The organism is Dankookia rubra (genome assembly GCF_004355005.1).
In the GTDB taxonomy this organism is placed as follows: Bacteria; Pseudomonadota; Alphaproteobacteria; order Acetobacterales; family Acetobacteraceae; genus Paracraurococcus; species Paracraurococcus ruber_A.
On the sequence record NZ_SMSJ01000050.1, the window covers coordinates 17,739 to 40,954 of the forward strand.

Genomic DNA, 23,216 nt, shown 5'->3' on the forward strand with positions numbered 1-23,216 from the left:
GTCCCCGACCACCCCGCTTCAATGCACGGCCAGCGCCGCCTCCACCGCCTGCGCCGTCGCCAGCAGCGCCTTGTCTGCCATCGCCTCGCCGGTCAGCATCAGCCCGACCGGCGCCTCGCCCGGGCGGTGGATGGGGAGGCTGATGCTGCAGCGGTCGAGGAAATTGCCCACCGCAGTATTCCGCAGCAGCAGCATGTTGATGCGGTTGTAGGCCGGCTCCGCCTCCACCTCGGCGATCGCCGGCGGGATGATGGGGCAGGTCGGCGACAGCACCGCGTCGAAGGCCGATGTGCGCCTCGCCACCGCCGCGATCAGCCGGGCGCGGTGGTCCAGCAGGTCGATGTAGTCGGCGGCCGACATGCGCTCCCCGCGCCGGATGCGGGCCAGGATGCGCGGGTCGTAGTGATGCGCCTTGTCCGCCAGCAGCCGGCGGTGCCAGGCCCAGGCCTCGCTGGCGGCGAAGCCGCCGGCGGCATTCACCACGGGCAGCTCCGCCAGCTCCGGGATGTCGAACAGCTCGATCCGCGCGCCGGCCGCCGAAAGCCGCGCCAGCGCGCGCTGGAAGGCGGCGGCGACGGCGTCGTCCTGGTCCTCGGTCAGGAAGGTGCCGCGCGGCAGGCCGAGCCTGAGGCCGGCGACTCCGCGGTGAGACAGCGGCTGCGGCAGGTCCTCGCCGCTGATCACCGCATCCAGCAGGGCGCAGCAGGCGACGCTGCGGGCCAGCGGCCCGACCGAATCGAGCGAGGGCGCCAGCGGCAGCACGCCGTCCAGCGGCACCCGCCGCGCCGTCGGCTTGAAGCCGACCACGCCGCAGAGCGCCGCCGGCACCCGGCAGGATCCGCCGGTATCGGTGCCGAGCCCGCCGAAGCCCATGTGGTCGGCCGCGGCCACCGCGGCGCCCGAGGAGGAGCCGCCCGAGAGCCGCCCCGTGGCGCGGTCCCAGGGGCTGAGCGGCGTGCCGTGATGCGGGTTCACCCCGAGCCCGCTGAAGGCGAATTCCACCATGTTGGTGCGGCCGATGACGACGAAGCCCTGCCGCAGCAGCCGCGCCACCGCAGGTGCGTCGGCGGTCGCCGGGGCTGCGTCCCGCAGCACGGCGGAGCCCGCCCTCGTGGGATGGCCATGCTCGTCGAACAGGTCCTTCACCGTGACGGGGATGCCGGCCCAGGGGCTCGGCGCCCGGCCGGCATGGCGCAGCGCGTCCATCGCCCGGGCCTGGGCCCGGGCGGCCTCGGCATGCACGGCGGTGAAGGCGCGCTTTCCCTCGCCCGCGGGGTCGGCGATGCGGTCCAGCGCGGCGTCGACCAGGCTGGCGGCTGAGATGCGGCCCGCGGCCAGGGCGGCGGCGGCGTCGGCGATATGCTGCATCGGGCGATGCTGGCCGGGACCGGACCGATGGGCAAGATGGGGCGATAATCGGGACCGGCGATTCACGCCCTCGGCGCAGGCGCCCCGGGCGATCGCGGCCTCAGGCCTCCCCCTCGTTGTCGTTGGCGGGAGGGAAAAGCGTGACATACTCGGTCGCCGGCTCGAACATCACCGCGCCGAACATCCAGCCTTCCCAGAGCACGAAGCCCTCATCCGCCTCGGGCGGGTCGCCCGCGCCATTCTCGCTCATGCCGGCCTCCCCTGATGCCTGGGGCATAAGCCATCCGCGGCGCGGGGGGTTCCCACGACAGCGTGGGTTCCAAACCCAACTGCCATCTGCTATTGCAGACTGCATGAGTGCCGCCGCACCCCACCCGGTCGAAAGGCTGGCCGAGGAGGATACGCTCTCGCTGGCCGAGCGCGCCTACCGCCGGCTGCGCGACTCCATCGTCCAGGGCGCCCTGCCCGCGGGCAGCCGCATCTCCGAACGCAGCCTGGCCACCGCGCTCGGCATCTCCGCCCAGCCGGTGCGGGAGGCGCTGCGCCGGCTGGAACAGGACGGCATGGTCGTCACCCTGCCGCGCCGCGGCACGGTGGTGGCCGAATTCGGCCCCGAGCGGCAGGCCGAGATGGGCCGCATCCGCGCCGCCCTCGAAGGCGCCGCCGCGGCGCTCGCCGCCGCCCGGGCGGACGATGCGGCGCTGGCTGCGCTGGACGCCCAGCTACAGGCGATGCGCGACGCGACCGCGGCGGGCAAGCCCGAGCTGGTGTCGGAGGCGAACGAGCGCTTCCACGCGCTGATCCACAAGGCGACCGACAACGTCTTCCTGATCCGCTCGCTGGCGGCGCTGCGCGCCTATGACCATTTCGGCCGCGTCCGCGCGCTGAACGCCACCCCGAAGGAGCTGCCCCGCGCGCTCCGCGAACATGCCGCGATCCTTTCGGCCCTGCAGGCGAAGGATCCGGATGCGGCCGAGGGCCGGATGCGGGCGCACGTGCTGCGCTCGCTCGAGGTCGGCGGCCTGCTGCCCAGCACGAGGAAACGCCCCGCATGACCCTTCCCCCCGAGCGCGTCCGCGCCGCGCTGACCGGCATCTCCGGCATCCTGGTGACGCCGATGGATGCCGAGGACCGCATCGCCCCGCCGCGCCTCGCCCCCGTCATCGCGCGCGCCGCCGCGGCCGGCGTCGATGCGCTGACCGTCAACGGCAATACCGGGGAGTTCTACAGCCTCTCCTTCGCCGAGGCCGAGCGGATGCAGGCCGAGGTCCCGGCGCTGGTCGCCGGCCGCGCCGCGGTGGTCGCCGGCGTCGGCCGCAGCATCGGGGAGGCGACCGCGCTCGCCCGCCGTGCCAGGGCGGACGGCGCCGACGCCATCATGGTGCACCAGCCGCCCGACCCCTTCGTCGCGCCGCGCGGCGTGGTGGCTTACGTCGCGAAGATCGCCGACGCGGCCGGCCTGCCCGTGGTGCTGTACCTGCGGAACGACGGGATCGGGCTGCCGGCGATCGAGGCGCTGTGCAGGGTCCCGGGCGTCGTCGGCGTCAAATGGGCGACGCCGAACGTCATGGTGCTGGCCCAGGCGATCCGCCGCGCCGGCGCGGATGTCTCCTTCATCTGCGGCCTGGCCGAGCCCTGGGCGCCGCCGATGACGGCGCTCGGCGCGCAGGGCTTCACCTCGGGCCTGATCAACCTGGTGCCGGAGCGGTCGGTGGCGATCCTGCAGGCGCTGCGCGCCGGCGACTTCGCCCGGGCGAATGCGGAGATCGCCGCGATCCACGGCTTCGAGGCGCTGCGGTCCGAGGAGCAGAACGGCGCCAATGTCGCCGTGGTGAAGGCGGCGCTGACGCTCTCGGGCATCGATGTCGGCGCCGCCCGCGCGCCGGCCGCCTGGCCGCTGCCGCCGGGCTCGGCGGCGGCGCTGCGCGACCTGCTGGCGGGCTGGGGAATGCTGCAGCGCGCCGCGGCGGAGTGAGCCAAGGGCAAACCCCGGTCAGGCGCCCGGGCCTGACCGGGGTGATTTGCCCGCCCAACAAACATCAGGCGCTTCCGGCGCTTTCTGCCATCTGCTATAGCAGTTTGTGACGATCGGGGCGGCACAAGACCGCCCCGCAGGGAGGGAGACAGTCCATGACCATTATCACCGCATCGCGCCGCGCCATCCTGGGCACCGCGCTCGCCGCCCCCTGGATCGCCGACCGCGCCGCGGCGCAGGGCATCACGCTGCGGGCCGCCGACATCCACCCCGACGGCTACCCGACCATCGAGGGCGTGAAGCTGATGGGCAGGCTGGTCGAGGAGCGCACCGGCGGCCGCATCAGGATCCAGATGTTCCATTCCCGCCAGCTCGGCGAGGAGAAGGACACGCTGGAGCAGACCCGCTTCGGCGTCATCGACTTCACCCGCGTCAACACCGCGCCGCTGAACAACCTCGTCCCCGCCACGCTGGTGGTCGGCCTGCCCTTCCTGTTCCGCGACACCGCGCACATGCAGAAGGTGATGGACGGGCCGATCGGCGAGGACATCGGCAAGGACACCGCGTCCCACGGCCTGATCACGCTGGCCTACTACGACAGCGGCGCCCGCTGCTTCTACACCAAGCCCCGCGCGGTGCAGGAGCCCGACCAGCTGAAAGGCCTGAAGGTCCGGGTGCAGCAGTCCGACATGTGGGTGGCGCTGATGCGCGCCTTCGGCGCCAACGCGACGCCGCTCCCGTTCGGGGAGGTCTATTCCGCCATCCAGACCGGCGTGGTCGACGGCGCCGAGAACAACGTGCCGACCTACTACACCTCCCGCCACTTCGAGGTGGCGAAGTTCTACACGAAGACCGAGCACAGCCTCTCGCCCGAGATCCTGGCGATGAGCAAGCGCAGCTACGACAAGCTGGCCAAGCCCGACCAGGAGATCATCCGCGCCGCGGCGAAGGAGAGCGTGCCGCACATGCGCAAGCTCTGGGTGGCGATGGAGGAGGAGGCGCTGGCGAAGGTCACCGCCGGCGGGGCACAGATCGTCGAGGCCGACAAGGCTGCCTACGCGAAGCTGACCCAGCCGGTCTACGACCAGTTCGTCAAGGATGCCAAGCTGAAGGCGCTGGTCGAGCGCATCCGGGCGGCCTGACCGCCATGCAACCCTTCGCCCGCGGCGTCTCCGCCGCGCTCGACATCGTCGCCCGCGCCGCCATCGGCATCGCCGGCGTGGCGATGGTGGCGATGGTGCTGATCGTCGCCTGGGGCGTCTTCGGCCGCTTCGTGCTGAACGACACGCCCTCCTGGGCGGAGGCCTCGGCCCTGCTGCTGCTCGCCTGGGTGATCCTCGGCGCCGCCGCGGCGGGGGTGCGGGAAGGCTTCCACATGGGCTTCGACACGCTGCGGGACGTGCTGCCGGAGCCGCTGACGCGGCTGTTCCGCGTGCTGTCGGACCTGGTCGTCACCCTCTTCGGCGCCGCCATGGCCTGGTATGGCGGCGAGCTCGCGCTGGAAGTGTGGGACGCGACGCTGCCGACGCTCGGGCTGCCGGGGACGGTCGAGTACCTGCCGCTGGTCATGGGCGGCGTGCTGATCGCGCTCTTCGGGCTCGAGAGGCTGCTGGCGCATGCCGTGACCGGCGAGGCCCCGGCCGGCGTGCCGGAACACACGCTGCTGACCGACGCCTGAGGAAGCGGGACCAGATGGAACTCACCGTCCTGCTCGGCAGCTTCACGCTGCTGCTGCTGATCGGCACGCCGGTCGCCTTCGCGCTCGGCGGCGCGACGCTGGCCGCCGTCTTCTGGATGGACCTGCCGCCCGTGGTGGTGTTCCAGCAGCTCTCCTCCGGCATGAACGTCTTCTCCATGCTGGCGATCCCCTTCTTCGTCTTCGCCGGCGACCTGATGCTGCGGGGACAGATCGCCGATAGGCTGGTGGCGCTGGCCGCCGCCATGGTCGGGCATCTCCGCGGGGGCCTGGGGCAGGTGAACATCGTCGCCGCGACGCTGTTCGGCGGCGTCTCCGGCTCGGCGGTGGCCGATGCCAGCGCGGTCGGCGGGGTGATGATCCCGCAGATGAAGGCGCGCGGCTATGCGCCGGAATATGCCGTCAACATCACCGCCAATGCGGCGCTGATCGACCTGCTGATCCCGCCCAGCCACAACATGATCCTCTATGTCATCGCCGCCGGCGGGGCGATCAGCGTGGCGGACCTCTTCACCGCCGGCATCATCCCGGGCATCGTGATGATGCTGACGCTGATGGTGGTGGCCTGGCTGGTCGCGATCCGGCGCGGCTACCCGCGGGAAGCCTTCCCCGGCTGGATCGCGCTGCTGCGGCTGGTGGTCGGCGCCATCCCCGGCCTCATGCTGATCGTCATCATCTTCGCCGGCGTCCGCAGCGGCATCTTCACCGCGACCGAATCCGCCTGCGTCGCCGTCATCTACGCCCTGCTGGTGACGGTTCTGGTCTATCGCAGCCTCGGCTGGACCGGCTTCCGCGAGGCGGTCGGCGGCGCGGTGCGCACCACGGGGATGGTCATGCTGATCATCGGCACGGCGACCGCCTTCGGCTGGCTGATGGCGCTGCTGCAGGTGCCGGCGCAGACCGTCGCCTTCATGCGCGGGATCACCGAAGACCCGATCATGACGCTGCTGCTGATCAACGTGATCCTGCTGGTGCTCGGCACCTTCATGGACATGGCGCCGCTGATCATGATCGGCACGCCGATCTTCCTGCCCGTGGTCAAGGCGCTGGGCATGGACCCCGTGCAGTTCGGCATCGTGCTGATCGTCAACCTCGGCATCGGGCTGATCACCCCGCCGGTCGGGCCGGCGCTCTTCGTCGCCTGCGCCGTCGGCAAGGTGAGCATGTGGGATGCGACCAAGCATAGCGGGCCGTTCTACGTGGCGATGCTGATCGTGCTGGGGCTGGTGACCTACATCCCGGCGCTGTCGCTCTGGCTGCCGGCGGCGTTCCGGTAGAAGGATAAGGCCAGGGAGGAGGTATCCTCCCTGGACCCACCTCTATTTCTCTGAGTCCGGCACTCGCCGCACCGCGGCGCCCGACCCACGAAAGGGAAGGGTGGGGTTTGGGGAGGGAATACCTGTTTCCCTTCCCGACCTTCCTTTCAGATGTAGGGCAAGGCCAGGCGCATCGCCGCATCCCGCAGCCGCGCCGGCAAGGGCCGCCGCGCCAGCGCCTCGCTGGTCAGCCGCGCCCCGCGCCCGGCGCCGATCCGCGCGGTGATCGCCGCCGCCGTCGCACGGTCGTAGATCTCGACGTCCAGCTCGAAGTTCAGCCGCAGGCTCCGCATGTCCCAATTGGCGCTGCCGACCAGGCTCCACTCCCCGTCCACCACCATCAGCTTCGAATGGTCGAAGGGCGGCGGGTTCAGCCAGATGCGGCAGCCCGCCTGCAGCAGCGGCGCGACATGCGCCCGCATCGCCCAGTCGACGGGGCGGTGGTTGCTGCGCTCCGGCACCACCAGGTCCACGCCAACCCCGCGCAGCGCGGCGAGCGCCAGCGCCGAGACCAGCCTGTCGTCCGGCAGGAAATAGGGCGTCATCACCAGCACCGATTGCCGGGCGCAGGTCACGGCCTGCAGCATCGTCGCCTCGATCTTCTCGATGTCGCGGTCGGGGCCGGAGGTGATGACCCGCGCCGTCGCCCCGCCGGGGCCGGGCCCCGCCGGCGCGTCGAAGCGCCAGGGCTCGCCGCGGCTGGCGAAGCACCAGTCGGCATCGAAGGCGGCCGCCAGCTGCCGCACCACCGGGCCCTGCAGTTCCACATGCGTGTCGCGGACCGGGTCGGCCGGGTCGCCCAGCACCAGGTTCTCGGCGCCGATGTTCAGGCCGCCGGTGAAGCCGATGCGGTCGTCCACCACCAGGATCTTCTTGTGCGAGCGCAGGTTCAGGAAGGGCATGTCCCAGGGCAGCGGCGCGTGCATGAAGCGCGCCGCCGGCACCCCCGCCCGCCGCAGCCGGCGATAGGCCGGGGAAAGGAAATAACCGCCGCCGATGCCGTCGATCACCACGCGCACGTCGACGCCGCGGCGATGCGCGCCGATCAGCGCCTCGATGAAGGGGGCGCCGGCGGCGTCGTCGCGGAAGATGTAGCTGGACAGGCCGATGCGGGTGGTGGCGGCCTCGATCGCGGCGAGCATGCGCGGATAGCCCTCGTCGCCGTTTCGCAGCAGGCGGATCGCATTGCCCGGCGCCGCCGCCCGCCGCGTCAGCCGGTGGCCGCTGCGGTCGAGCACCGCCGCCAGGCTCACCCCCGCCGCAACGGGGTGCGGGGCCTCGTCACGCGCGCTCTCCGGCCGGCCCAGGGTGCGGGCGCGGCGGCGGACGCGGTTGACGCCGAACAGGGCATAGATCGCGCTGCCGAGAAAGGGCGACAGCCAGGCGAGGCCGATCCAGCCGATGGCGCTGCCGACCTCGCGCTTGCGCAGCAGCACATGCGCGGTGACCACCGCCGAGAGCGCGGCATGCAGGGCGGTCAGGGCGATGGCGGTCAGCGTCATGGCCGGGCCACCCTGCCACATCCCCGGCTCAGCCGCCCGCCCGGCGCCGCAGCCAAAGGAAGCCCAGCGAACAGACCACGAGGGCCACCGCGAAGGTCGAGAGCGCCGCGCCGATCCCGCCCCAGCCCGCGGCGAAGCCGGAGACCGCCTGCAGCACCGCCGCCCCGCCGAAGAAGGCGATGTTGTTGGCCGAGAGCGCCCGCCCCGTCTGGTCCGGCGGCACCGCGGCGCGGACCTGGGCGAAGACCAGGATCTGGAAGGAGATCACCAGGCCGAAGGCGACCATCACCGTGGCGTCGAAGGCGGCCGGCAGCACCGGCAGGCCGAGCGCCGCGGCGAGCCAGCCGCCCGGCCCGCCGCCGACCATCAGGAAGACCAGGCCGGCGACGCCGAGATGGCTGCCGACCAGCAGCGCCACGGGACGGCCGACCCAGCGCTGCACCACCCCCGCCAGCGCCGGCCCGGCGACCAGCGCCACGGCCACCAGCAGCAGCACGTTGCCGGCCTGCACGCGGGTCAGCCCCTTCGCCTCCATCAGCCAGGGCCCGCCCCAGAGCCCGCGCACGCCGAGCACCACGGCGAAGCTGGCGAAGGCGATGACCATCAGCGCGCGCAGCCGGGGGGAGGCGGCGATCGCCAGGATCTCCCGCGTGTCCTGCCAGAGCGAACGGTGCCCCTGCCGCACCGGGGGCGGCTGCCGCACCGTGGCGGCCACCGCGGCGAAGGCGAGCAGCGCCAGTCCGCCCGAGGCCCAGAACCCGGCCCGCCAGCCCTCGGCCTCGACCAGCAGCGCGAGCGGCGAGGCGCTCAGCAGCATGCCGCAATTGCCGAAGGCCTGGATGATGCCGGACCAGAGCGCGAAGCGGTGCCCGTCCATGGCCCGCGCCGCATAGGTCATCGGGCACATCAGCGCGCCGGCGCAGCCGATGCCGAGCACGCATTGCGCGACGAGCATCCCGGCCGGCCCGCCCGCCAGCGCCGCGAGGGCGCAGCCGAAGCCGCCGATCGCCAGCAGCACCAGCGCGGTGCGGCGGACGCCCCAGCGGTCGAGCCCGACGCCGACCGGCACCATGGCCAGGGCGAAAGCGGCGGGGAAGGCACCGGTCAGCGCCGCCAGCGCCTCCGGCGTCAGGCCGAGGTCGCGCGAGAGGACATCGGCCGCCATCGCCGGCAGGGTGCGCACGGCGTTCGAGAAGACATGCCCCAAGGTGAGCGCCAATATCGGCAGCTCGGGGCCGCGGAAGCGCGGCACGTTTCCCCCACTGTTCTTGAAAATCCGACCTGGAAACGAAGGCCGGGGAGACGGTATTTTCCCCAGCCCCCTCATCTCTTGTTCCAGGTCTGGCAGCCGCGGCGCGGCGGCACCCGACCCACGGCACGCAAGCCTCGGGATCGCGGGGCCGCGCCGCTCAGTTCCGGAACATCTTGCCCGGGTTGAGGATGCCCTTCGGATCCAGGCTGGCCTTGATGCCGCGCATCACCGCCAGCGCCTCGGCGCCATGCTCGGCCTCCAGGAATTCGCGCTTGCCGAGGCCCACGCCATGCTCGCCCGAGCAGGTGCCGCCGAGCGCCAGGCCGCGCGCGACGATCCTGCGGTCGAGCTCCCAGGCGCGGTCGAGCCCGGTTGGGTCCTTCGGGTCGAAGAGGATGATCTGGTGGAAATTGCCGTCGCCGACATGCCCGACGATGCAGGTGGTGAAGCCGGAGGCCACCGCGTCCGCCTTGGCGCCGAGGATCGCCTCGGCCAGCTTGCTGATGGGGACGCAGACATCGGTGGTGATGCCGCGATAGCCCGGGATCAGGGCGATGCCGGCCCAATAGGCGTCGTGCCGCGCCTGCCAGAGCCTGGTGCGCGTCTCGGTATCGGTCGCCCAGGAGAAGCCCTCGCCGCCGTAATCCGCGGCGATCGCCTCGACGCCCTCGGCCTGTTCCTTCACCGCGGCCTGGGTGCCGTGGAATTCGAGGAAGAGCGTCGGGGTGGCGCGCAGGCCCTCCAGCTTCGAGTACTTGATGCAGGCTTCCATCTGGTCGGCATCGATCAGCTCGATCCGCGCCACGGGGATGCCGGACTGCATGGTGACGATCGTGGTGTTCACCGCCGATTCCAGGTCGGGGAACTGGCAGACGGCGGAGGACATCGCCTCCGGGATCCCGTGCAGCCGCAGCCGCACCTTGGTGATCACGCCGAGCGTGCCTTCGGAGCCGATGAACAGCCGGGTCAGGTCGTAGCCATTGGCGCCTTTCCGCGCCCTGCCGCCGGTCTGGATGACCCGGCCATCGGCCAGCACGACCTCGAGGCCGAGGACGTTCTCCCGGATCGTGCCGTAGCGCACCGCATTGGTGCCGGAGGCCCGCGTCGCGCACATGCCGCCGATGGTGCAGACGCTGCCGGGGTCCACGGGGAAGAACATGCCCTGGTCGCGCAGGAAGTCGTTAAGCTGCTGCCGGGTGACGCCGGGCTCGATCAGGCAGTCCATGTCCTCCGGGTTGACCTCGAGCACCGCGGTCATGCGGGAGAGGTCGAGCGAGATCCCCCGCCGCACCGGGTTCACGTGGCCCTCGAGGCTGGTCCCGGCGCCGAAGGCGACCACGGGGACCTCGTGCCGGTGGCAGAGCGCGAGGACGCGGCTGACCTCCTCGGTCGTCTCGATGAAGGCGACGGCGTCGGGCAGGGTCGGCGGGGTCTGGTCCTCGCCGCGGCTGTGCTGCTCGCGGATCGCCTGGGCGGTGGAGAGCCGGTCGCCGAGGAACTCCCGGACGGCGGCGATGACGGCGTCGACGGGGCGGGGGGCGATGGTGTTCACGGGGTTTCCTCCACCCTGCTCAAGGGGCAGGTGAGACAATGCGGTCCGCCGCCGCCGGCGGTGAAGAGCGAGAGCGCGGGATCGAGCACCGTGAGCCCCTCGGCCCGCAGGGCGGCGTTGAGGTCGCGGCTCTCGGCCGCGGATATAACCCGTTCCCGGCCGAGGGACAGCAGGTTGCAGCCGAGCCGCATCATGTCCCGGTAGGGGACGGGCAGGCAGCGGATGCCCCGGTCCCGCAGCCAGGTGACGAAATCCTCCGGCAGGACGTCGAGGCAGGCCACCGCCAGGCCGGGCGCGGCCAGGCAGAACAGCACGTCCAGATGCAGGAAATGCTCGTCGAAGGGCTCGATGCGCACCTCCCAGCCCTCGGCCCGCAGCCAGCCGGCGAGCTGTTCCGCGCCCGCCTCGTCGGTCCGGCCGCCGCTGGCGCCGATCACGGCGAGGCCGGGGCGGAGGACGTGGATGTCGCCCCCCTCCAGCGTCCCGGCCGAGGATTTCCGCCAGAAGCCGCTGCCCTGCCCGGCATGCCAATCGATCAGGGGAGCATATTCGCCGCGCCGCTGCGGCCGCTCGAGCTGGCATAGGACGGGGCCGCGATGGGTCACCACCACGCTGTCGCGGGTATAGGCCATGTAGGGAAGGTGCGGCTCGGGCGGCAGGTGGTGGACCCGCGCCCCGCCCTGCTCCAGCGCCGCGACCAGTTCCCGGTGCTGCGCCTGCAACCCCTGCAGATCCGCCTGGCCACCGGCCGCCAGGGTCCGCCGGGCGATCGCGTTGGTCGGGATCCAGCGATAATGGTCGGGCGCGCAGACCAGCACCTCGGTCAGGCGGCCGGTCTCGGAGCTGACGGTCCAGGGGGGCGGCATGGGGCCGAGAGTGGCCGCGCCGCCGCCCGGCGTCCAGGGCCGGTCAGCCGGCCTCCCCGGCGAAGAATTCCAGCAGCTGCGCGGTCACCCAGTCCGGCCGCTCCTCCGGGATCCAGTGGCCGCAGCCCTCGGCGATGCCGCCGCGGACGTCCTCGGCCACCCGGCGCCAGGACTCGATCGCCCCCAGCCCCCGGCCGCGGCCGAGCGGGCCGCCGTAGCAGAGCACCGGCATGCGCAACGTGCCGTCCCGGGCCAGCATCGCCTCGTTGTCGGCGACGTCCTGGCGCATGGCGCGGTAGTACTCGAACCCCGCATGCATGGCGCCGGGCTGGCTATAGGCGCGGATGTAGTCCCGCTGGGCCGCCTCCGGCACGCAGTCCGGCCTGCCGCCGAAGGTGCGGTAGAAGAAGCGCAGGTAAACCTCCTCCCGCCCCGCGGTCAGCGCCTCGGCCAGCCCGTCCTCCCAGTGGAAGCCGTGGTGCCAGCGGCCGGCATGGAAGACCGGGGAGCCATCGCCCGGCACCGGCGCGTCGAAGATCGCCATCCGCCGCACGGCGTCGCGGTGCTGCGCCGCGAGGGAGAAGGCGGTCGGCCCGCCCCAGTCATGCCCGACCAGGAAGAAGCGCCGCTCCCCCAGCACCTCCGCCATCAGCCGCCAGAGGTCGTTCGACACGGTCTTCTTGTCGTAGCCGCCTGCGGGGCGGGAGCTGTCGCCCAGGCCCCGCAGGTCCGGCGCCACCACCCGGTGGCGCGCGGCGAGGCCAGGGATGATCGCCTCCCACATCCGCCAGCTCTGCGGCCAGCCATGCAGCAGCAGCACGGCCGGGCCCGCGCCCGCGGTGACGTAGTGCAGCCGGACCTCGCCGAGATCGGCTTCCGCGTGATGCAGATCCATGCGGGTTCAGTCCGCCAGCACGAAGCCGGCATAGCCCTTGGCCGCCACCTCGTCGCACTTGCGGCGATAGGCCGCCACGCCGCCGACATAGGGCATGAACACGCGCGGCTTGCCCGGAACATTGGCGCCGACATACCAGGAATTCGCCCGCGGATAGAGCGTGCGGTCGGCCACCTTGTTGACGTGGTCGACCCAGTCAGCCTGGGCCTGCTCGGTCGGCGCGATGGTCGCCAGCCCCTTGGCCCGCAGATGCGCCAGGCAATCGGCGATCCAGTCCACATGCTGCTCGATCGAATGGATCATCTGGCTCTTCACGCCGGGGCTGCCGGGGCCGGTCACCATGAACAGGTTGGGGAAGCCGGCGACCATCAGGCCGAGATAGGTCAGCGGCCCGCCCTCCCAGGCCTCGGCCAGGGCCTGGCCCTCCGCGCCGCGGATGTCGATCTCGCGCAGCGCGCCGGTCATCGCGTCGAAGCCGGTGGCGAAGGCCAGGCTGTCCACCGCGTATTCCGTGCCGCCCGTCAGGCGCAGGCCGCGCGGGGTCACCCGCTCGATCGGGTCGCTGCGGACATCGACCAGGGTGACGTTGCCGCGGTTGTAGGTCTCGTAGTAGCCGGTATCGAGGCAGAGCCGCTTCGAGCCGATCGGGTGGTCGTTCGGCGTCAGCAGCGCCGCCGTCCGCGGGTCCTTGACGATGCCGCGGATCTTCTCCCGCACGAACTCGGCCGCCGTCTCGTTGGCGCGCTCGTCCACCAGGAAGTCGTTGTAGCAGTTCAGCAGCGGGATGGTGCCGCCGCGCGCCCACATCGCCTCGTAGTTGGCGCGCCGCTCCGCCTCGGGCACCGCCAGCGCCGATTGCACCGGGATCGGCACGCCGGAGACGCCGAAGGCGGTCTGCCGCGCATCGACCAGCCGCTCCGCGTAGCGGGCGCGGTGGTCGGCTTCCGTCGCCGCATCCATCGGTGCGTTGCGCGCGGGCAGGCTGAAATTCGCGGTGCGCTGGAAGACATAGAGGTGCTTCGCCTGGGCGGCGATGCGCGGGATCATCTGGATGGCGGTCGATCCGGTGCCGACCACGCCGACGGTCTGGCCGGTGAAGTCCACGCCCTCGGCCGGCCAGAGCCCGGTGTGGTACCACTTGCCCTGGAAATCCTCGATCCCCTGGAAATCGGGCACGCGCGGCGTCGAAAGGTTGCCGGTCGCCATGATGACATGGCGCGCCCGGATCTCCTCCCCCGCCTTTGTGCGCAGCGTCCAGCACCGGTCGGCCGCGTCGAACCGCGCCTCGGCGATGCGGGTGTTCAACTGGATGTCGCGGCGGAGGTCGAACCTGTCGGCAACATGGTTGATGTATTCGAGGATGACCGGCTGCGTCGCGTAGCGCTCCGGCCAGTGCCACTCGTTCTGCAAGTCCTCGGAGAAGGAATAGGAATACTCCAGGCTCTCGATGTCGCAGCGGGCGCCGGGGTAGCGGTTCCAGAACCAGGTGCCGCCGATGCCGCTGCCGGCCTCGTAGCCGCGCGCCGTCATTCCCATCCCGCGCAGCCTGTGCAGGGCATAGAGCCCGCCGAGGCCGACGCCGACGACCGCGACGTCGAGCGTCGTGGCGGAGGTGGGGCTGCTGGCCATTTCTGGAATCCTCCAATCGGTTCTTGCGCCAAGCTCACCATGGATCGCCTTCGGCGTCACGCCGGGGCGGCTTGCGGGATTGCCGACGCGTCCGGCGCATGATGGGCTGGCCCGCAACCGCGGACCGGGGTGTCGCAACCATGGAAGATCGCTGGCGGGCCCTTGCCATCCTGACCGCCGCGCGCACCAGCCTCGGCTTCCAGTTCCAATCGGTGGCCGCCGCCTCGCCGCAGCTGGTGGGCGAGCTCGGCCTGTCCTATGCCGATCTCGGCACGCTGATCGGCCTCTATTTCCTGCCCGGCCTCTTCATCGCCCTGCCGGCCGGCGCGCTCGGCCGCCGCTTCGGCGACAGCCGGGTGGCGCTCGCCGGGCTGCTGCTGATGGCGGCGGGGGCGGTGCTCGGCAGCATGGCCGGCGGCTTCGCCGGGCTCGCCGCGGGGCGGCTGCTGTCCGGCATCGGCGCGGTGCTGCTCAGCGTGCCGCTGTCGAAGATGGTGACGGACTGGTTCGCCGGGCGGGAGATCGTGCTGGCCATGGCGATCTTCATGAACTCCTTCCCGATCGGCATCGGCTTGGCGGTGCTGGTGCTGGGCGGGCTGGCCGGGGCGGCGGGATGGCCGGCGGTGATCGCCTCCGGCGCCGGGCTGGCGCTGGCGGCCCTCATGCTGCTGCTGCTCGCCTACCGGCCGCATTCGAATGAGCGGGCCGGGTCGGCCGCCGCGGGCAGCTGGCGGATTCCGCGCCTGGACGTGGCGCTGGTCTGCATCGCCGGGGCGCTCTGGGGCATCCTCAACGGCGCCTTCGCCATCATGGTCGGCTTCGCGCCGAGCTATCTCGGCGCCGCCGGGCTCGGGCCGGCCGAGATCGGCCTGCTGACCGGGGCGGCGACCTGGCTGGTCGTGGCCTCGGCCCAGGCGGGCGGGATGCTGGCGCAGCGCTGGGGCCGGCCGGGGCCGCTGCTCACCGTCGCCGCGCTGGGCTGGACGGCCTGCCTGCTGGCGCTGGCGACGCGCACCGGGCCGCCCGCCCTGGCGATGATCGGCTCCGGGCTGGTGATGGGGCTGCCGGTCGGCGTCATCATGGCGTTGCCCTCCCAGGCGTTGCGGCCGGAGGACCGGGCGCTCGGGATGGGAGTCTTCTTCCTCTGGCTCTATGCCGGCCATGCCGGGCTGCCGCCGCTGGCCGGCTGGGTGCAGGACCGCGCCGGCAGCCCGGCGGCGCCGCTCTGGCTCGCCGCCGCGCTGGTGCTGTCCCTGCTGCCGCTGTTCCAGGTCTTCCGCTGGGGCGTCGCGGTGCGGCAGCGGGCGGCGGGCTGAGGCGGAGCGCCGCAGGGCGGCCCCGCCTCAGGCGCCGGCCAGGCCTTCCGGGACCGGCTGCGCCTCCGCCTCCTCCCAGCGCCCGCCCAGTTGCAGCAACGCATCCTCGAAGGCCGCCTCGCTGGCCGGGAAGGGGCCGACCACCGGGGTCAGCGCCTCCCCCGCCGCGTTGAAGCGCATCCAGGCCCAGTCCCCCAGCGTCGGCTCCCAGCAGACGCCGATGCGGGCATAGCGGCGGATCAGCAGCCCGGGCTCGGTCGGGTCGTCGCGCTCGATCAGCAGGGTGCGCAGATGCATCGGCGGGGCCTCCTTCTACGCTGCCACCCTGCCCCAGCCCATCTTGCCGCCGCATGGCCAATGGCTTGCGGCCGCTGCCGGTGCCGGAACGGTGACCGGGGACAACCGGGGCAGCCGGCCGGACTTTTCGCGCCCGGGGCCGGTTCCGGCCTCCGCCGTTCTGGTCTAGCGTCCGCGGGCAGACAGCGCCCAGACCCGCCTGGGCAGGCAATCCTTTGGGGGAAACATCCGAGATGGCGAACAAGGTCAAGGACGCGTGGAAGGCCGGCCGCGCCGTGGTCAACGGGTGGCTCGCCATCCCGAATGCCTTCAGCGCCGAGATGTATGCCCAGTGCGGCTGGGACAGCGTGACCGTGGACATGCAGCACGGCGTGCAGGACTACCTGTCATGCGTCGCCTGCTTCCAGGGCATCCAGCCCTCCGGCGTCACCCCGATGGTCCGGGTGCCCTGGAACGAGCCGGGCATCATCGGCAAGGTGCTCGACGCCGGCGCCTACGGCGTGATCTGCCCGATGATCAACACGCCGGACGAGGCCGCCCGCCTGGTGCAGTACTCCAAGTACCCTCCTGCCGGGACGCGCTCCAACGGCCCGATCCGCGCCGGCGTCTACGGCGAGGCCGGCGGCTACCAGAAGACGGCGAACGAGAACATCCTCGTCATCCCGATGATCGAGACCAAGACGGCGATCGAGAACATCGAGGCGATCCTCGACGTGCCGGGGATCGACGGCATCTATGTCGGCCCCTCCGACCTCAGCTTCTCCTATGGCCTCGAGCCCAGGCTGGACGTCGAGGATCCCTTCATCCTGAAGATCTACGAGAAGCTGCTGACCGAGACCGCCAAGCGCGGCATCGCCGCCGGCCTGCACAACGGCAGCCCGGCCTATGCCAACCGCATGATCAAGATGGGCTTCAAGCTGGTGACGATCAGCAACGAGGTCGGCCTGATGGTCAATGCGGCCAAGTCGGCGGTGAAGGAAGCCCGCGGGTCCTGAGGCCCCGGCAGCTCCTGAGCGGATCGGCGCCTGGGCCACGCCGCCCTCCGGCGGTCCGCCCAGGTAATTCGCTGCATGGCAGGATCGCCGCCGGCGGCGATCCGCCCGGCGCCCGCGGCGCGGCGATCCATGCCGCGGGCGGGCGCCATGCAAAGGCCCGTTCCGGCCGCCCTCGATCTGGTCTAATCAACCGTCATGAGCCCGCGTCCACGCCACCTGCCCCTCGCCGTCGCCACCCTCGCCCTCGGCCTGCTCCAGGGCTGCGGCGGCGACACCGCGCGTACCTTCGGCTTCACCCGCGACGCCCCGGACGAGTTCCAGGTGACGACGCGGGCGCCGCTCTCCCTGCCGCCCGCGCTCGGCGAGCTGCCGGTGCCGCGGCCCGGCGCGGTGCGGCCGCAGGAGCTCTCGCCCCGCGCCGCCGCCGAATCGACGCTTTCCCCCGGCGCCGCCCTCAGCTCCGGCGGCCCGACCAGGCCGAGCGCGGCCGAGGCGGCGCTGCTCACCCAGGCCGGCCGCCCGGCCGGGCCGGATATCCGTCGCCGGGTGGACGAGGAAAGCCTGAAGCTCGACAGTCCCGACCGCAGCCTGGTCGACCGGCTTATCTTCTGGAAGGAGCCGGAGAAGCCGGGCATCGCGCTCGACAGCCGCCGCGAATCCCAGCGGCTGCGGGAGAACGCGGCGCTGGGCCGCGACTCGACGGAGGGCGAGACCCCGATCATCCAGCGCAGCCAGTCCGGCAACCCGGTCACCCGGTTCTTCGAGAGCATCTTCTGACCCGGCGCGGCGGGCACCCGGCGCATCGACCCGGGGCGCGCCCGCCGGCGCGCCACATGGCGGGTTTGCGCCCCGGCCAGGCTTCCCCACATGCTCGGGCATGCCCAGCGTGACCCGCCGCACTGCCCTCGCCTCGGCCGCCGCCCTGCCGGTCGCCGCCTCCCTGAAGCCGGAGCCAGGCCTCGCCGCCCCGCCAGTGCTGCCGGCGCCGGAGGACCAGGCCAAGCTCGCCGGCGACCGCCCGCTCTTCGGCGCCACGACCTGGACCCTGCCGAACGGGCTCCGCGTCGTCCTGGCCGAGAGCCGCCGCGTCCCGGTGGTCGGCCACTACCTCTTCTACGCCGCCGGCGCCGGGGAGGATCCTGCCGGCCGCGGCGGCACCGCCCATTTCCTCGAGCACATGATGTTCAAGGGCAGCGCGCATGTCGCGCCCGGCGCCCTCAGCCTCGCGGTGGCGCGGGAGGGCGGGCAGGACAATGCCTTCACCTCGCGCGACGTCACCGCCTACCACCAGACGGTCGAGGCCTCCCGCCTGCCCTTGGTGATGCGGATGGAGGCGGACCGCTTCGCCGGCCCCCTGATCCCGCCCGAGACGGTCGAGCCCGAGCGCGCGGTGATCCTCGAGGAGCGCCGCCAGCGCACCGACAGCAACCCGCGGTCCCGCTTCTGGGAGGAGTTCGAGGCCTCGCTCTGGGGGCCGCAGCATTGGCGCGGCCGGCCGATCATCGGCTTCGAGGACGAGATCCGCGCCATCAGCCGCGACGACCTGATGGGATTCTACGCCACCCGCTATGCCCCGGCGAATGCCGTGCTGGTGGTCACCGGCGATGCCCGGCCGGAGGCGGTGCGCGCGCTGGCCGAGGAGTTCTACGCCGGCGTGCCGAGCCGCCCGGTGACCCCGCGCACCCGCAGCGCCCCGCCCGCGGCACCGGCCGCGGCCCGCGTCGTCCGCCACGACGCCGGGGTGCGGGAGGCGAGCTTCCTCCGCGCCGCGATGGCGCCGTCGCTGACCTTCGGCGACCGCCAGCAGGCCTGGGCCCTGGAGGTGCTGGCGCATCTGCTGGGCGGCGGCCAGGGCAGCCGGATGCACCAGGCGCTGGTGGAGACCGGTCTCTGCGTCTCGGCCAATGCCTCCTATGACGGCGAGGCGGTGGGGGCGACCTCCTTCGTGCTCTCGGCCCTGCCGCGCCCCGGCGTCGCGCCGGAGAAGGTCGAGGCGGCGGTGGACGACATCGTGGCGAAGCTGCTGCAGGACGGCCCGGCCGAGGCCGAGCTGGCCCGCGCCCAGCGGCAGATCACCGCCGGCGCCCTGCTGGCGCTGGACGGCATCGGCGCCGCGCCGCGCATGCTGGGCTCGGCGCTCGCCTCCGGCCTGCCGCTCGACCTGGTCGAGTTCTGGCCGCGCCACCTCCGCGCGGTGACCCTGCCGCAGGTGACCGAGGCCGCCCGCGCCGTGCTCGGCAATGCCCCGGCCACCACCGGCTGGCTGCTGCCCGAAGGCACCGCGGTGCCGGAGCGCAGGCTGTGACCCCCGGCGCAGAGATGCCGGCCGTGACCGCCGACGCGCCGGCGCCGGCCGTGCTCCCTGGCGCCGGGATGCCGGCCGAGGGCCAGGCGGCCGGGTTCAGCCTGCCGATCCAGGTGGTCGAGGCCGGCGGGATCACCGCCTGGCTGGTCGAGGATCATGCCGTCCCCGTGGTCTCGCTCGCCTGGTCCTGGGCCGGGGGCGCCGCGCTCGACCCGGCGGGGCAGGAGGGGACGGCGGCAATGGCGGCGGCCCTGCTGACCGAGGGCGCCGGGCCGCTGCGCGCTACCGCCTTCGGCGATGCGCTGCGCGACGCGGCGATCAGCCTGAACTTCGGCGCCGACCGCGACCATTTCGAGGGCGGCTTCCGAGCCCTGGCCGATGCCCTGCCCGAGGCGGTGCGCCTCGCCCGCCTCGCCATGGCCGAGCCGCGGCTCGATGCGGATGCGGTCGAGCGGGTGCGCGCCCGCGCCGCGGCCGGCGCCCGCCGCGCGCTCGAGACCCCGCGCGGCCAGGCCGGCCGCGCCTTTTGGGCCCGCGCCTTCCCCGAACACCCGGCCGGGCGTCCCTCCGGCGGCACCGCCGAGAGCATCGCCGCGGTGCCGCCCGAGGCGCTGCGCGCCGCCCTCGACCGGCAGCTGCGGCAGGGCGGGCTGCTGGTCTGCGCCGCCGGCGCCATCGCGCCGGAGGCCCTGCGCGCGGTGCTGGTCCAGCTCTTCGCCGGGCTGCCCGCCGGGGCGCCGCCGGCGACGCCGCCGCTGCCGGGCTTCCGCGACTTCGGCCAGGCGGTGGTCGACGTCGCCTCGCCGCAATCGGCCGTGGTCTTTGGCCAGGAAGGCCTAGCCGCCGGGGATCCGGACTGGGAGGCGGCGCAGGTGGTGCTGCGGATCCTCGCCGGCGGGGGCTTCGCCTCCCGCCTCATGCATTCGGTGCGGGAGCAGCGCGGCCTCGCCTATGGCATCGGCGGCGGGCTCGACGTGATGTTCCGGCGCGGGATCGTGGTCGGCTCGGTCGCCACCGAGAATGCCCGGGTCGCCGAGACGCTGGCGGTGACGCGGGAGGAATGGGCCCGCATGGCGAAGGACGGCCCGACCGAGGCGGAGCGGGCGGATGCGGTCGCCTTCATGACGGGGTCGCTGCCGCTGCAGTTCACCGACAGCCGGCGCGTCGCCGATTCGCTGCTCAGCCTGCGGCAGAACGACCGGCCGGTCGAATGGCTGGCCGGGCGGGCGGCGCGGCTGCAGGCCATCCCGACCGGGCGGCTTGCCGCGGTCGCGGCGCGGCTGCTGCGGCCGGAAGCGCTGGCGGTGGTGGTGGCGGGGCAGCCGGTCGGGCTGTGACCTGCCGCGGGGCGCGGTGACCGGGGCATTTCCGCCGGGCGGCGATCTGCTCTAATCCCTATCCCAACAGGGCGGGAAGGGCACGGGCATGACGGAAGCGGGCAGGCTCCAGGAGGCCTGGGCGGCGGTCGAGGCCATGGCCCGGACCGCGCGCCCGGATGGCAGCGCGCCGCGGTCGATCCGCCCCCTCTTCGCCGCCGATCCCGACCGCTTCCGGCGCTTCTCCCGCCGCGCCGAGGGGCTGCTGCTCGACCTCTCGAAGACCGCGCTGACCGGGGATCTGCTGGCCGCGCTGCTGGCCCTGGCCGAGGCCGCGGCCTTACCGGCGAAGCGCGATGCCATGGCGCGCGGCGAGGCGGTGAACGCGACCGAGCGTCGCGCCGTCCTGCACATGGCGCTGCGGGCGCCGCGCGAGGCGGGATTCAAGGCCGGCGCCGAGGACGCCTCGGCCGAGGTCGCCGCGGTGCTGGAGCGGATGCGCGACTTCTGCGCCGCGGTGCATGACGGCACCGCCCGCGGCGCAACGCCGCTCGGCGCGCCTGCCGGCGCGACCGGCCTGCCCTTCACCGACGTGGTCAATATCGGCATCGGCGGCTCCGACCTCGGCCCGGCCATGGTGACCCGGGCGCTCTGGACGCCCGCCGCGCCGCTGCGCGCGCACTACCTGGCGAATGTCGACGCGCATGCCTGGGAGGCGCTCAGGCCGCAGCTCGACCCGGCGCGGACCCTGGTGCTGGTGGCCTCCAAGACCTTCACCACCCAGGAGACCATGACCAATGCCGCGCTGGTGCGGGACTGGCTGCGGGCGGCGCTGGGGGAAGGCGCCGGGCGGCATTTCGCCGCGCTCTCGACCAACCTGAAGGATACCGCGGCCTTCGGCATCGCCCCCGACCGGGTCTTCCCCTTCCGCGACTGGGTCGGCGGGCGCTTCTCGCTCTGGTCGGCGATCGGCCTCTCCATCGCCCTCGCTTTGGGCTGGGACGCCTTCGCCCGGCTGCTGGCCGGCGCCCGGGCGATGGACCGGCATTTCCTCGAGGCGCCGCTCGACCAGAACCTGCCGGTGCTGCTGGCACTGGCCGAGGTCTGGCACGTCAACGGGCTCGGCTACCCGACCCGGGCGGTGCTGCCCTACGACGAGCGCCTCGCGCGGCTGCCGGCGCATCTGCAGCAGGTCGAGATGGAGAGCCTCGGCAAGCGGGTGACGCTGGACGGCAGCCCGGTCGCCCGCGCCACCGGGCCGGTGGTCTTCGGCGAGCCGGGGACCAATGCCCAGCACAGCTTCCTGCAGCTGATCCACCAGGGCACCACCCCGGTGCCCTGCGACATCATCCTCGTCGCCCGGCCCGACCACGCGCATGCCGACAGCCACCGCAAGCTGCTGGCCAATGGCCTGGCGCAGTCGAAGGCGCTGATGCAGGGCAAGCCGGCGGCCGAGGTCGAGGCCGAGATGACGGCGGCCGGCACCGATCCGGCGGAGATCGCCCGGCTCACGCCGCACCGCGTCTTCCCAGGCGATCGCCCGAGCACGACGCTGCTGCTGCCGCGCCTCGACGCCTTCACCCTGGGGCAGGTGGTGGCGCTCTACGAGCACAAGGTCTTCAGCCTCGGCGCGCTCTGGGGCATCAACGCCTTCGACCAATGGGGGGTGGAGCTGGGCAAGCAGCTCACCGGCCCGATCCTGGCGGCGCTGGAGGGCGGCGGGACGGCGGCGCAGGACGGCTTGACCGAGGGGCTGCTGCGCGGCATCGCCGAACTCTGGCCACCCGCGGGCTGAGCGTGGCGATCCGCCTTCTCCCCGAGACCACCGCCAACCGCATCGCCGCCGGCGAGGTGGTGGAGCGGCCGGCCGCGGTGGTGAAGGAGCTGGTGGAGAATGCGCTCGATGCCGGCGCGACCCGCATCGCGGTCACGCTCGAAGGCGGCGGGATCGAGCGGATCACCGTGGAGGACGACGGCTGCGGGATGGGCCCGGCCGACCTCGAGCTGGCGGTCGAGCGCCACGCCACCTCGAAGCTGCCGGAGGAGGCGATGCTTTTCCGCATCGCCACCCTCGGCTTCCGCGGCGAGGCGCTGCCCTCGATCGGCGCCGTCGCCCGGCTGGCGATCACCTCGCGGCCGGCGGGCGGCGACGCGCATGCGCTGGCCGTCGAGGGCGGCCGCAAGGGCGCCGTCACCCCCGCCGCCGGCGCGCCGGGCACCCGGATCGAGATGCGCGACCTCTTCTACGCGGTGCCGGCGCGGCGGAAATTCCTCAAGACCCCGCGCTCCGAGGCCGAAGCGGCGGTGGAGGCGGTGCGCCGCCTGGCCCTTGCCTGGCCCGGCTGCGGCTTCCGCGTGCAGGTCGAGGGGCGCGAGGTGCTGTCGCTGCCGCCGCAGGACCGCGACGCCCGCATCCATGCCCTGCTCGGCGCCGATTTCGCCGCGGCCGCCCTGCCAGTGGGGGCCGAGGCGGGCGGGCTGCTGCTCTCGGGCCTCGCGGCCCAGCCGGCCCATACGCGGGCGACCGGCACCGAGCAGCACCTGGTGGTCAACCGCCGCCCGGTCCGCGACCCGCTGCTGCGCACCGCCCTGCGCGTGGCCTATCGCGACCTGATCACGGTGGGGCGGCATCCCGTCGCCGCGCTCTTCCTCGAGATCCCGCCCGAGGCGGTCGACGTCAACGTCCATCCGATGAAGACCGAGCTGCGCTTCCGCGAGGAGGCGGCGGTGCGCGGGATGCTGATCGCGGCGCTGCGCCGCGCCCTCTCGGCCGGGGCGGGGGAGGCGGTGCCGACACCGGCCCTGACCCAGTACCGGCCGAGCCCGGGCTGGTCCGGCTGGCGGCTCCGTCCGCCGGCACCGCTGCCGGCCGCGGCCGCGGCGCTCGGCCTGGCCGAGGCGCAGCTCGCCCTGGCGCCGGGCGCCGTCGCGGCCCC

21 protein-coding genes are annotated in these 23,216 nt (G+C 73.2%); 12 read left to right on the top strand and 9 right to left on the bottom strand.

Translation table 11 applies throughout. The annotated features are described in order from the left end of the window. Nucleotides 1-18: 18 nt before the first annotated feature. The gene (locus E2C06_RS24940; RefSeq protein WP_133291301.1) at nt 19-1,368 is read right to left on the bottom strand and encodes an amidase; all 1,350 of its coding nucleotides are present in this window, start codon (nt 1,366-1,368) and stop codon (nt 19-21) included. Between the two features lie 100 nt (nt 1,369-1,468). Then, nucleotides 1,469-1,618 carry a hypothetical protein gene (locus E2C06_RS37885; protein WP_165982641.1) on the bottom strand — a complete coding sequence of 50 codons (150 nt, stop codon included), beginning with the start codon at nt 1,616-1,618 and terminating at the stop codon, nt 1,469-1,471. Between the two features lie 103 nt (nt 1,619-1,721). On the opposite strand from E2C06_RS37885, the gene E2C06_RS24945 reads away from it, so the two are divergent. The 5 genes from E2C06_RS24945 (at nt 1,722) to E2C06_RS24965 (ending at nt 6,316) form a co-directional block, all read left to right on the top strand. Then, entirely contained in the window at nt 1,722-2,423 is a 702-nt protein-coding gene (locus E2C06_RS24945) for a GntR family transcriptional regulator (protein ID WP_133291302.1), read from the top strand. Then, nucleotides 2,420-3,343 carry a dihydrodipicolinate synthase family protein gene (locus E2C06_RS24950; protein ID WP_133291303.1) on the top strand — a complete coding sequence of 308 codons (924 nt, stop codon included), beginning with the start codon at nt 2,420-2,422 and terminating at the stop codon, nt 3,341-3,343. The genes E2C06_RS24945 and E2C06_RS24950 overlap by 4 nt, the downstream gene beginning before the upstream one ends. Nucleotides 3,344-3,498: 155 nt before the next feature. Then, nucleotides 3,499-4,485: a TRAP transporter substrate-binding protein gene (locus E2C06_RS24955; protein ID WP_133291304.1), complete on the top strand. Its 987-nt coding sequence runs from the start codon at nt 3,499-3,501 to the stop codon at nt 4,483-4,485. Between the two features lie 5 nt (nt 4,486-4,490). Beyond that, nucleotides 4,491-5,021 (top strand): TRAP transporter small permease, encoded by a 531-nt coding sequence (locus E2C06_RS24960; RefSeq protein ID WP_133291305.1) that lies wholly within the window; start codon nt 4,491-4,493, stop codon nt 5,019-5,021. A gap of 14 nt (nt 5,022-5,035) precedes the next feature. Then, complete coding sequence (locus E2C06_RS24965) at nt 5,036-6,316, top strand: TRAP transporter large permease (protein WP_133291306.1); 1,281 nt, start codon at nt 5,036-5,038, stop codon at nt 6,314-6,316. A 146-nt stretch (nt 6,317-6,462) separates the two neighbouring features. Here E2C06_RS24965 and E2C06_RS24970 read toward each other — a convergent pair whose 3' ends face one another. The 6 genes from E2C06_RS24970 to E2C06_RS24995 form a co-directional block, all read right to left on the bottom strand. Beyond that, nucleotides 6,463-7,857 (bottom strand): phospholipase D-like domain-containing protein, encoded by a 1,395-nt coding sequence (locus E2C06_RS24970; protein ID WP_206664682.1) that lies wholly within the window; start codon nt 7,855-7,857, stop codon nt 6,463-6,465. Between the two features lie 28 nt (nt 7,858-7,885). Beyond that, on the bottom strand, nt 7,886-9,109 hold the full coding sequence (locus tag E2C06_RS24975; protein ID WP_241671457.1) for an MFS transporter: 1,224 nt from the start codon (nt 9,107-9,109) through the stop codon (nt 7,886-7,888). 157 nt (nt 9,110-9,266) lie between these two features. Further along, on the bottom strand, nt 9,267-10,661 hold the full coding sequence (locus E2C06_RS24980) for an FAD-binding oxidoreductase (protein ID WP_241671458.1): 1,395 nt from the start codon (nt 10,659-10,661) through the stop codon (nt 9,267-9,269). Next, nucleotides 10,658-11,527: a dimethylarginine dimethylaminohydrolase family protein gene (locus E2C06_RS24985; protein WP_133291309.1), complete on the bottom strand. Its 870-nt coding sequence runs from the start codon at nt 11,525-11,527 to the stop codon at nt 10,658-10,660. The genes E2C06_RS24980 and E2C06_RS24985 overlap by 4 nt, the downstream gene beginning before the upstream one ends. Before the next feature lie 43 nt (nt 11,528-11,570). Beyond that, a complete protein-coding gene (locus E2C06_RS24990; protein WP_133291310.1) occupies nt 11,571-12,422 on the bottom strand; it encodes an alpha/beta fold hydrolase in 852 nt (283 codons plus the stop codon). 6 nt (nt 12,423-12,428) lie between these two features. Further along, the gene (locus tag E2C06_RS24995; protein WP_133291311.1) at nt 12,429-14,051 is read right to left on the bottom strand and encodes a flavin-containing monooxygenase; all 1,623 of its coding nucleotides are present in this window, start codon (nt 14,049-14,051) and stop codon (nt 12,429-12,431) included. Between the two features lie 140 nt (nt 14,052-14,191). Between E2C06_RS24995 and E2C06_RS25000 the strand changes: the two genes are divergently transcribed. After that, on the top strand, nt 14,192-15,367 hold the full coding sequence (locus E2C06_RS25000) for an MFS transporter (protein ID WP_165982642.1): 1,176 nt from the start codon (nt 14,192-14,194) through the stop codon (nt 15,365-15,367). A 27-nt stretch (nt 15,368-15,394) separates the two neighbouring features. Here E2C06_RS25000 and E2C06_RS25005 read toward each other — a convergent pair whose 3' ends face one another. Continuing rightward, nucleotides 15,395-15,664: a hypothetical protein gene (locus E2C06_RS25005; RefSeq protein WP_133291313.1), complete on the bottom strand. Its 270-nt coding sequence runs from the start codon at nt 15,662-15,664 to the stop codon at nt 15,395-15,397. 233 nt (nt 15,665-15,897) lie between these two features. On the opposite strand from E2C06_RS25005, the gene E2C06_RS25010 reads away from it, so the two are divergent. The 6 genes from E2C06_RS25010 to mutL form a co-directional block, all read left to right on the top strand. Continuing rightward, entirely contained in the window at nt 15,898-16,659 is a 762-nt protein-coding gene (locus E2C06_RS25010; RefSeq protein WP_133291314.1) for an HpcH/HpaI aldolase family protein, read from the top strand. A gap of 195 nt (nt 16,660-16,854) precedes the next feature. Next, nucleotides 16,855-17,436, top strand: coding sequence for a DUF3035 domain-containing protein (locus E2C06_RS25015; RefSeq protein ID WP_133291315.1), 582 nt, complete (start codon nt 16,855-16,857; stop codon nt 17,434-17,436). Between the two features lie 100 nt (nt 17,437-17,536). Further along, on the top strand, nt 17,537-18,964 hold the full coding sequence (locus E2C06_RS25020) for a M16 family metallopeptidase (RefSeq protein ID WP_133291316.1): 1,428 nt from the start codon (nt 17,537-17,539) through the stop codon (nt 18,962-18,964). Next, nucleotides 18,961-20,301 carry a M16 family metallopeptidase gene (locus E2C06_RS25025; RefSeq protein WP_241671459.1) on the top strand — a complete coding sequence of 447 codons (1,341 nt, stop codon included), beginning with the start codon at nt 18,961-18,963 and terminating at the stop codon, nt 20,299-20,301. The genes E2C06_RS25020 and E2C06_RS25025 overlap by 4 nt, the downstream gene beginning before the upstream one ends. Nucleotides 20,302-20,389: 88 nt before the next feature. Beyond that, a complete protein-coding gene (pgi, locus tag E2C06_RS25030; RefSeq protein ID WP_133291317.1) occupies nt 20,390-22,075 on the top strand; it encodes a glucose-6-phosphate isomerase in 1,686 nt (561 codons plus the stop codon). A gap of 2 nt (nt 22,076-22,077) precedes the next feature. Then, on the top strand, nt 22,078-23,216 hold a 1,139-nt coding region (mutL, locus tag E2C06_RS25035), incomplete at its 3' end, for a DNA mismatch repair endonuclease MutL (protein ID WP_165982639.1).

Excerpts from the sequence above, each read along its gene's own strand:
- E2C06_RS24940 (WP_133291301.1), bottom strand. The coding sequence starts at position 1,368 with ATGCAGCATATCGCCGACGCCGCCGCCGCCCTGGCCGCGGGCCGCATC.
- E2C06_RS37885 (WP_165982641.1), bottom strand. The coding sequence starts at position 1,618 with ATGAGCGAGAATGGCGCGGGCGACCCGCCCGAGGCGGATGAGGGCTTC.
- E2C06_RS24945 (WP_133291302.1), top strand. The coding sequence starts at position 1,722 with ATGAGTGCCGCCGCACCCCACCCGGTCGAAAGGCTGGCCGAGGAGGAT.
- E2C06_RS24950 (WP_133291303.1), top strand. The coding sequence starts at position 2,420 with ATGACCCTTCCCCCCGAGCGCGTCCGCGCCGCGCTGACCGGCATCTCC.
- E2C06_RS24955 (WP_133291304.1), top strand. The coding sequence starts at position 3,499 with ATGACCATTATCACCGCATCGCGCCGCGCCATCCTGGGCACCGCGCTC.
- E2C06_RS24960 (WP_133291305.1), top strand. The coding sequence starts at position 4,491 with ATGCAACCCTTCGCCCGCGGCGTCTCCGCCGCGCTCGACATCGTCGCC.
- E2C06_RS24965 (WP_133291306.1), top strand. The coding sequence starts at position 5,036 with ATGGAACTCACCGTCCTGCTCGGCAGCTTCACGCTGCTGCTGCTGATC.
- E2C06_RS24970 (WP_206664682.1), bottom strand. The coding sequence starts at position 7,857 with ATGACGCTGACCGCCATCGCCCTGACCGCCCTGCATGCCGCGCTCTCG.
- E2C06_RS24985 (WP_133291309.1), bottom strand. The coding sequence starts at position 11,527 with ATGCCGCCCCCCTGGACCGTCAGCTCCGAGACCGGCCGCCTGACCGAG.
- E2C06_RS24990 (WP_133291310.1), bottom strand. The coding sequence starts at position 12,422 with ATGGATCTGCATCACGCGGAAGCCGATCTCGGCGAGGTCCGGCTGCAC.
- E2C06_RS24995 (WP_133291311.1), bottom strand. The coding sequence starts at position 14,051 with ATGGCCAGCAGCCCCACCTCCGCCACGACGCTCGACGTCGCGGTCGTC.
- E2C06_RS25000 (WP_165982642.1), top strand. The coding sequence starts at position 14,192 with ATGGAAGATCGCTGGCGGGCCCTTGCCATCCTGACCGCCGCGCGCACC.
- E2C06_RS25005 (WP_133291313.1), bottom strand. The coding sequence starts at position 15,664 with ATGCATCTGCGCACCCTGCTGATCGAGCGCGACGACCCGACCGAGCCC.
- E2C06_RS25010 (WP_133291314.1), top strand. The coding sequence starts at position 15,898 with ATGGCGAACAAGGTCAAGGACGCGTGGAAGGCCGGCCGCGCCGTGGTC.
- E2C06_RS25015 (WP_133291315.1), top strand. The coding sequence starts at position 16,855 with ATGAGCCCGCGTCCACGCCACCTGCCCCTCGCCGTCGCCACCCTCGCC.
- E2C06_RS25020 (WP_133291316.1), top strand. The coding sequence starts at position 17,537 with ATGCCCAGCGTGACCCGCCGCACTGCCCTCGCCTCGGCCGCCGCCCTG.
- pgi (WP_133291317.1), top strand. The coding sequence starts at position 20,390 with ATGACGGAAGCGGGCAGGCTCCAGGAGGCCTGGGCGGCGGTCGAGGCC.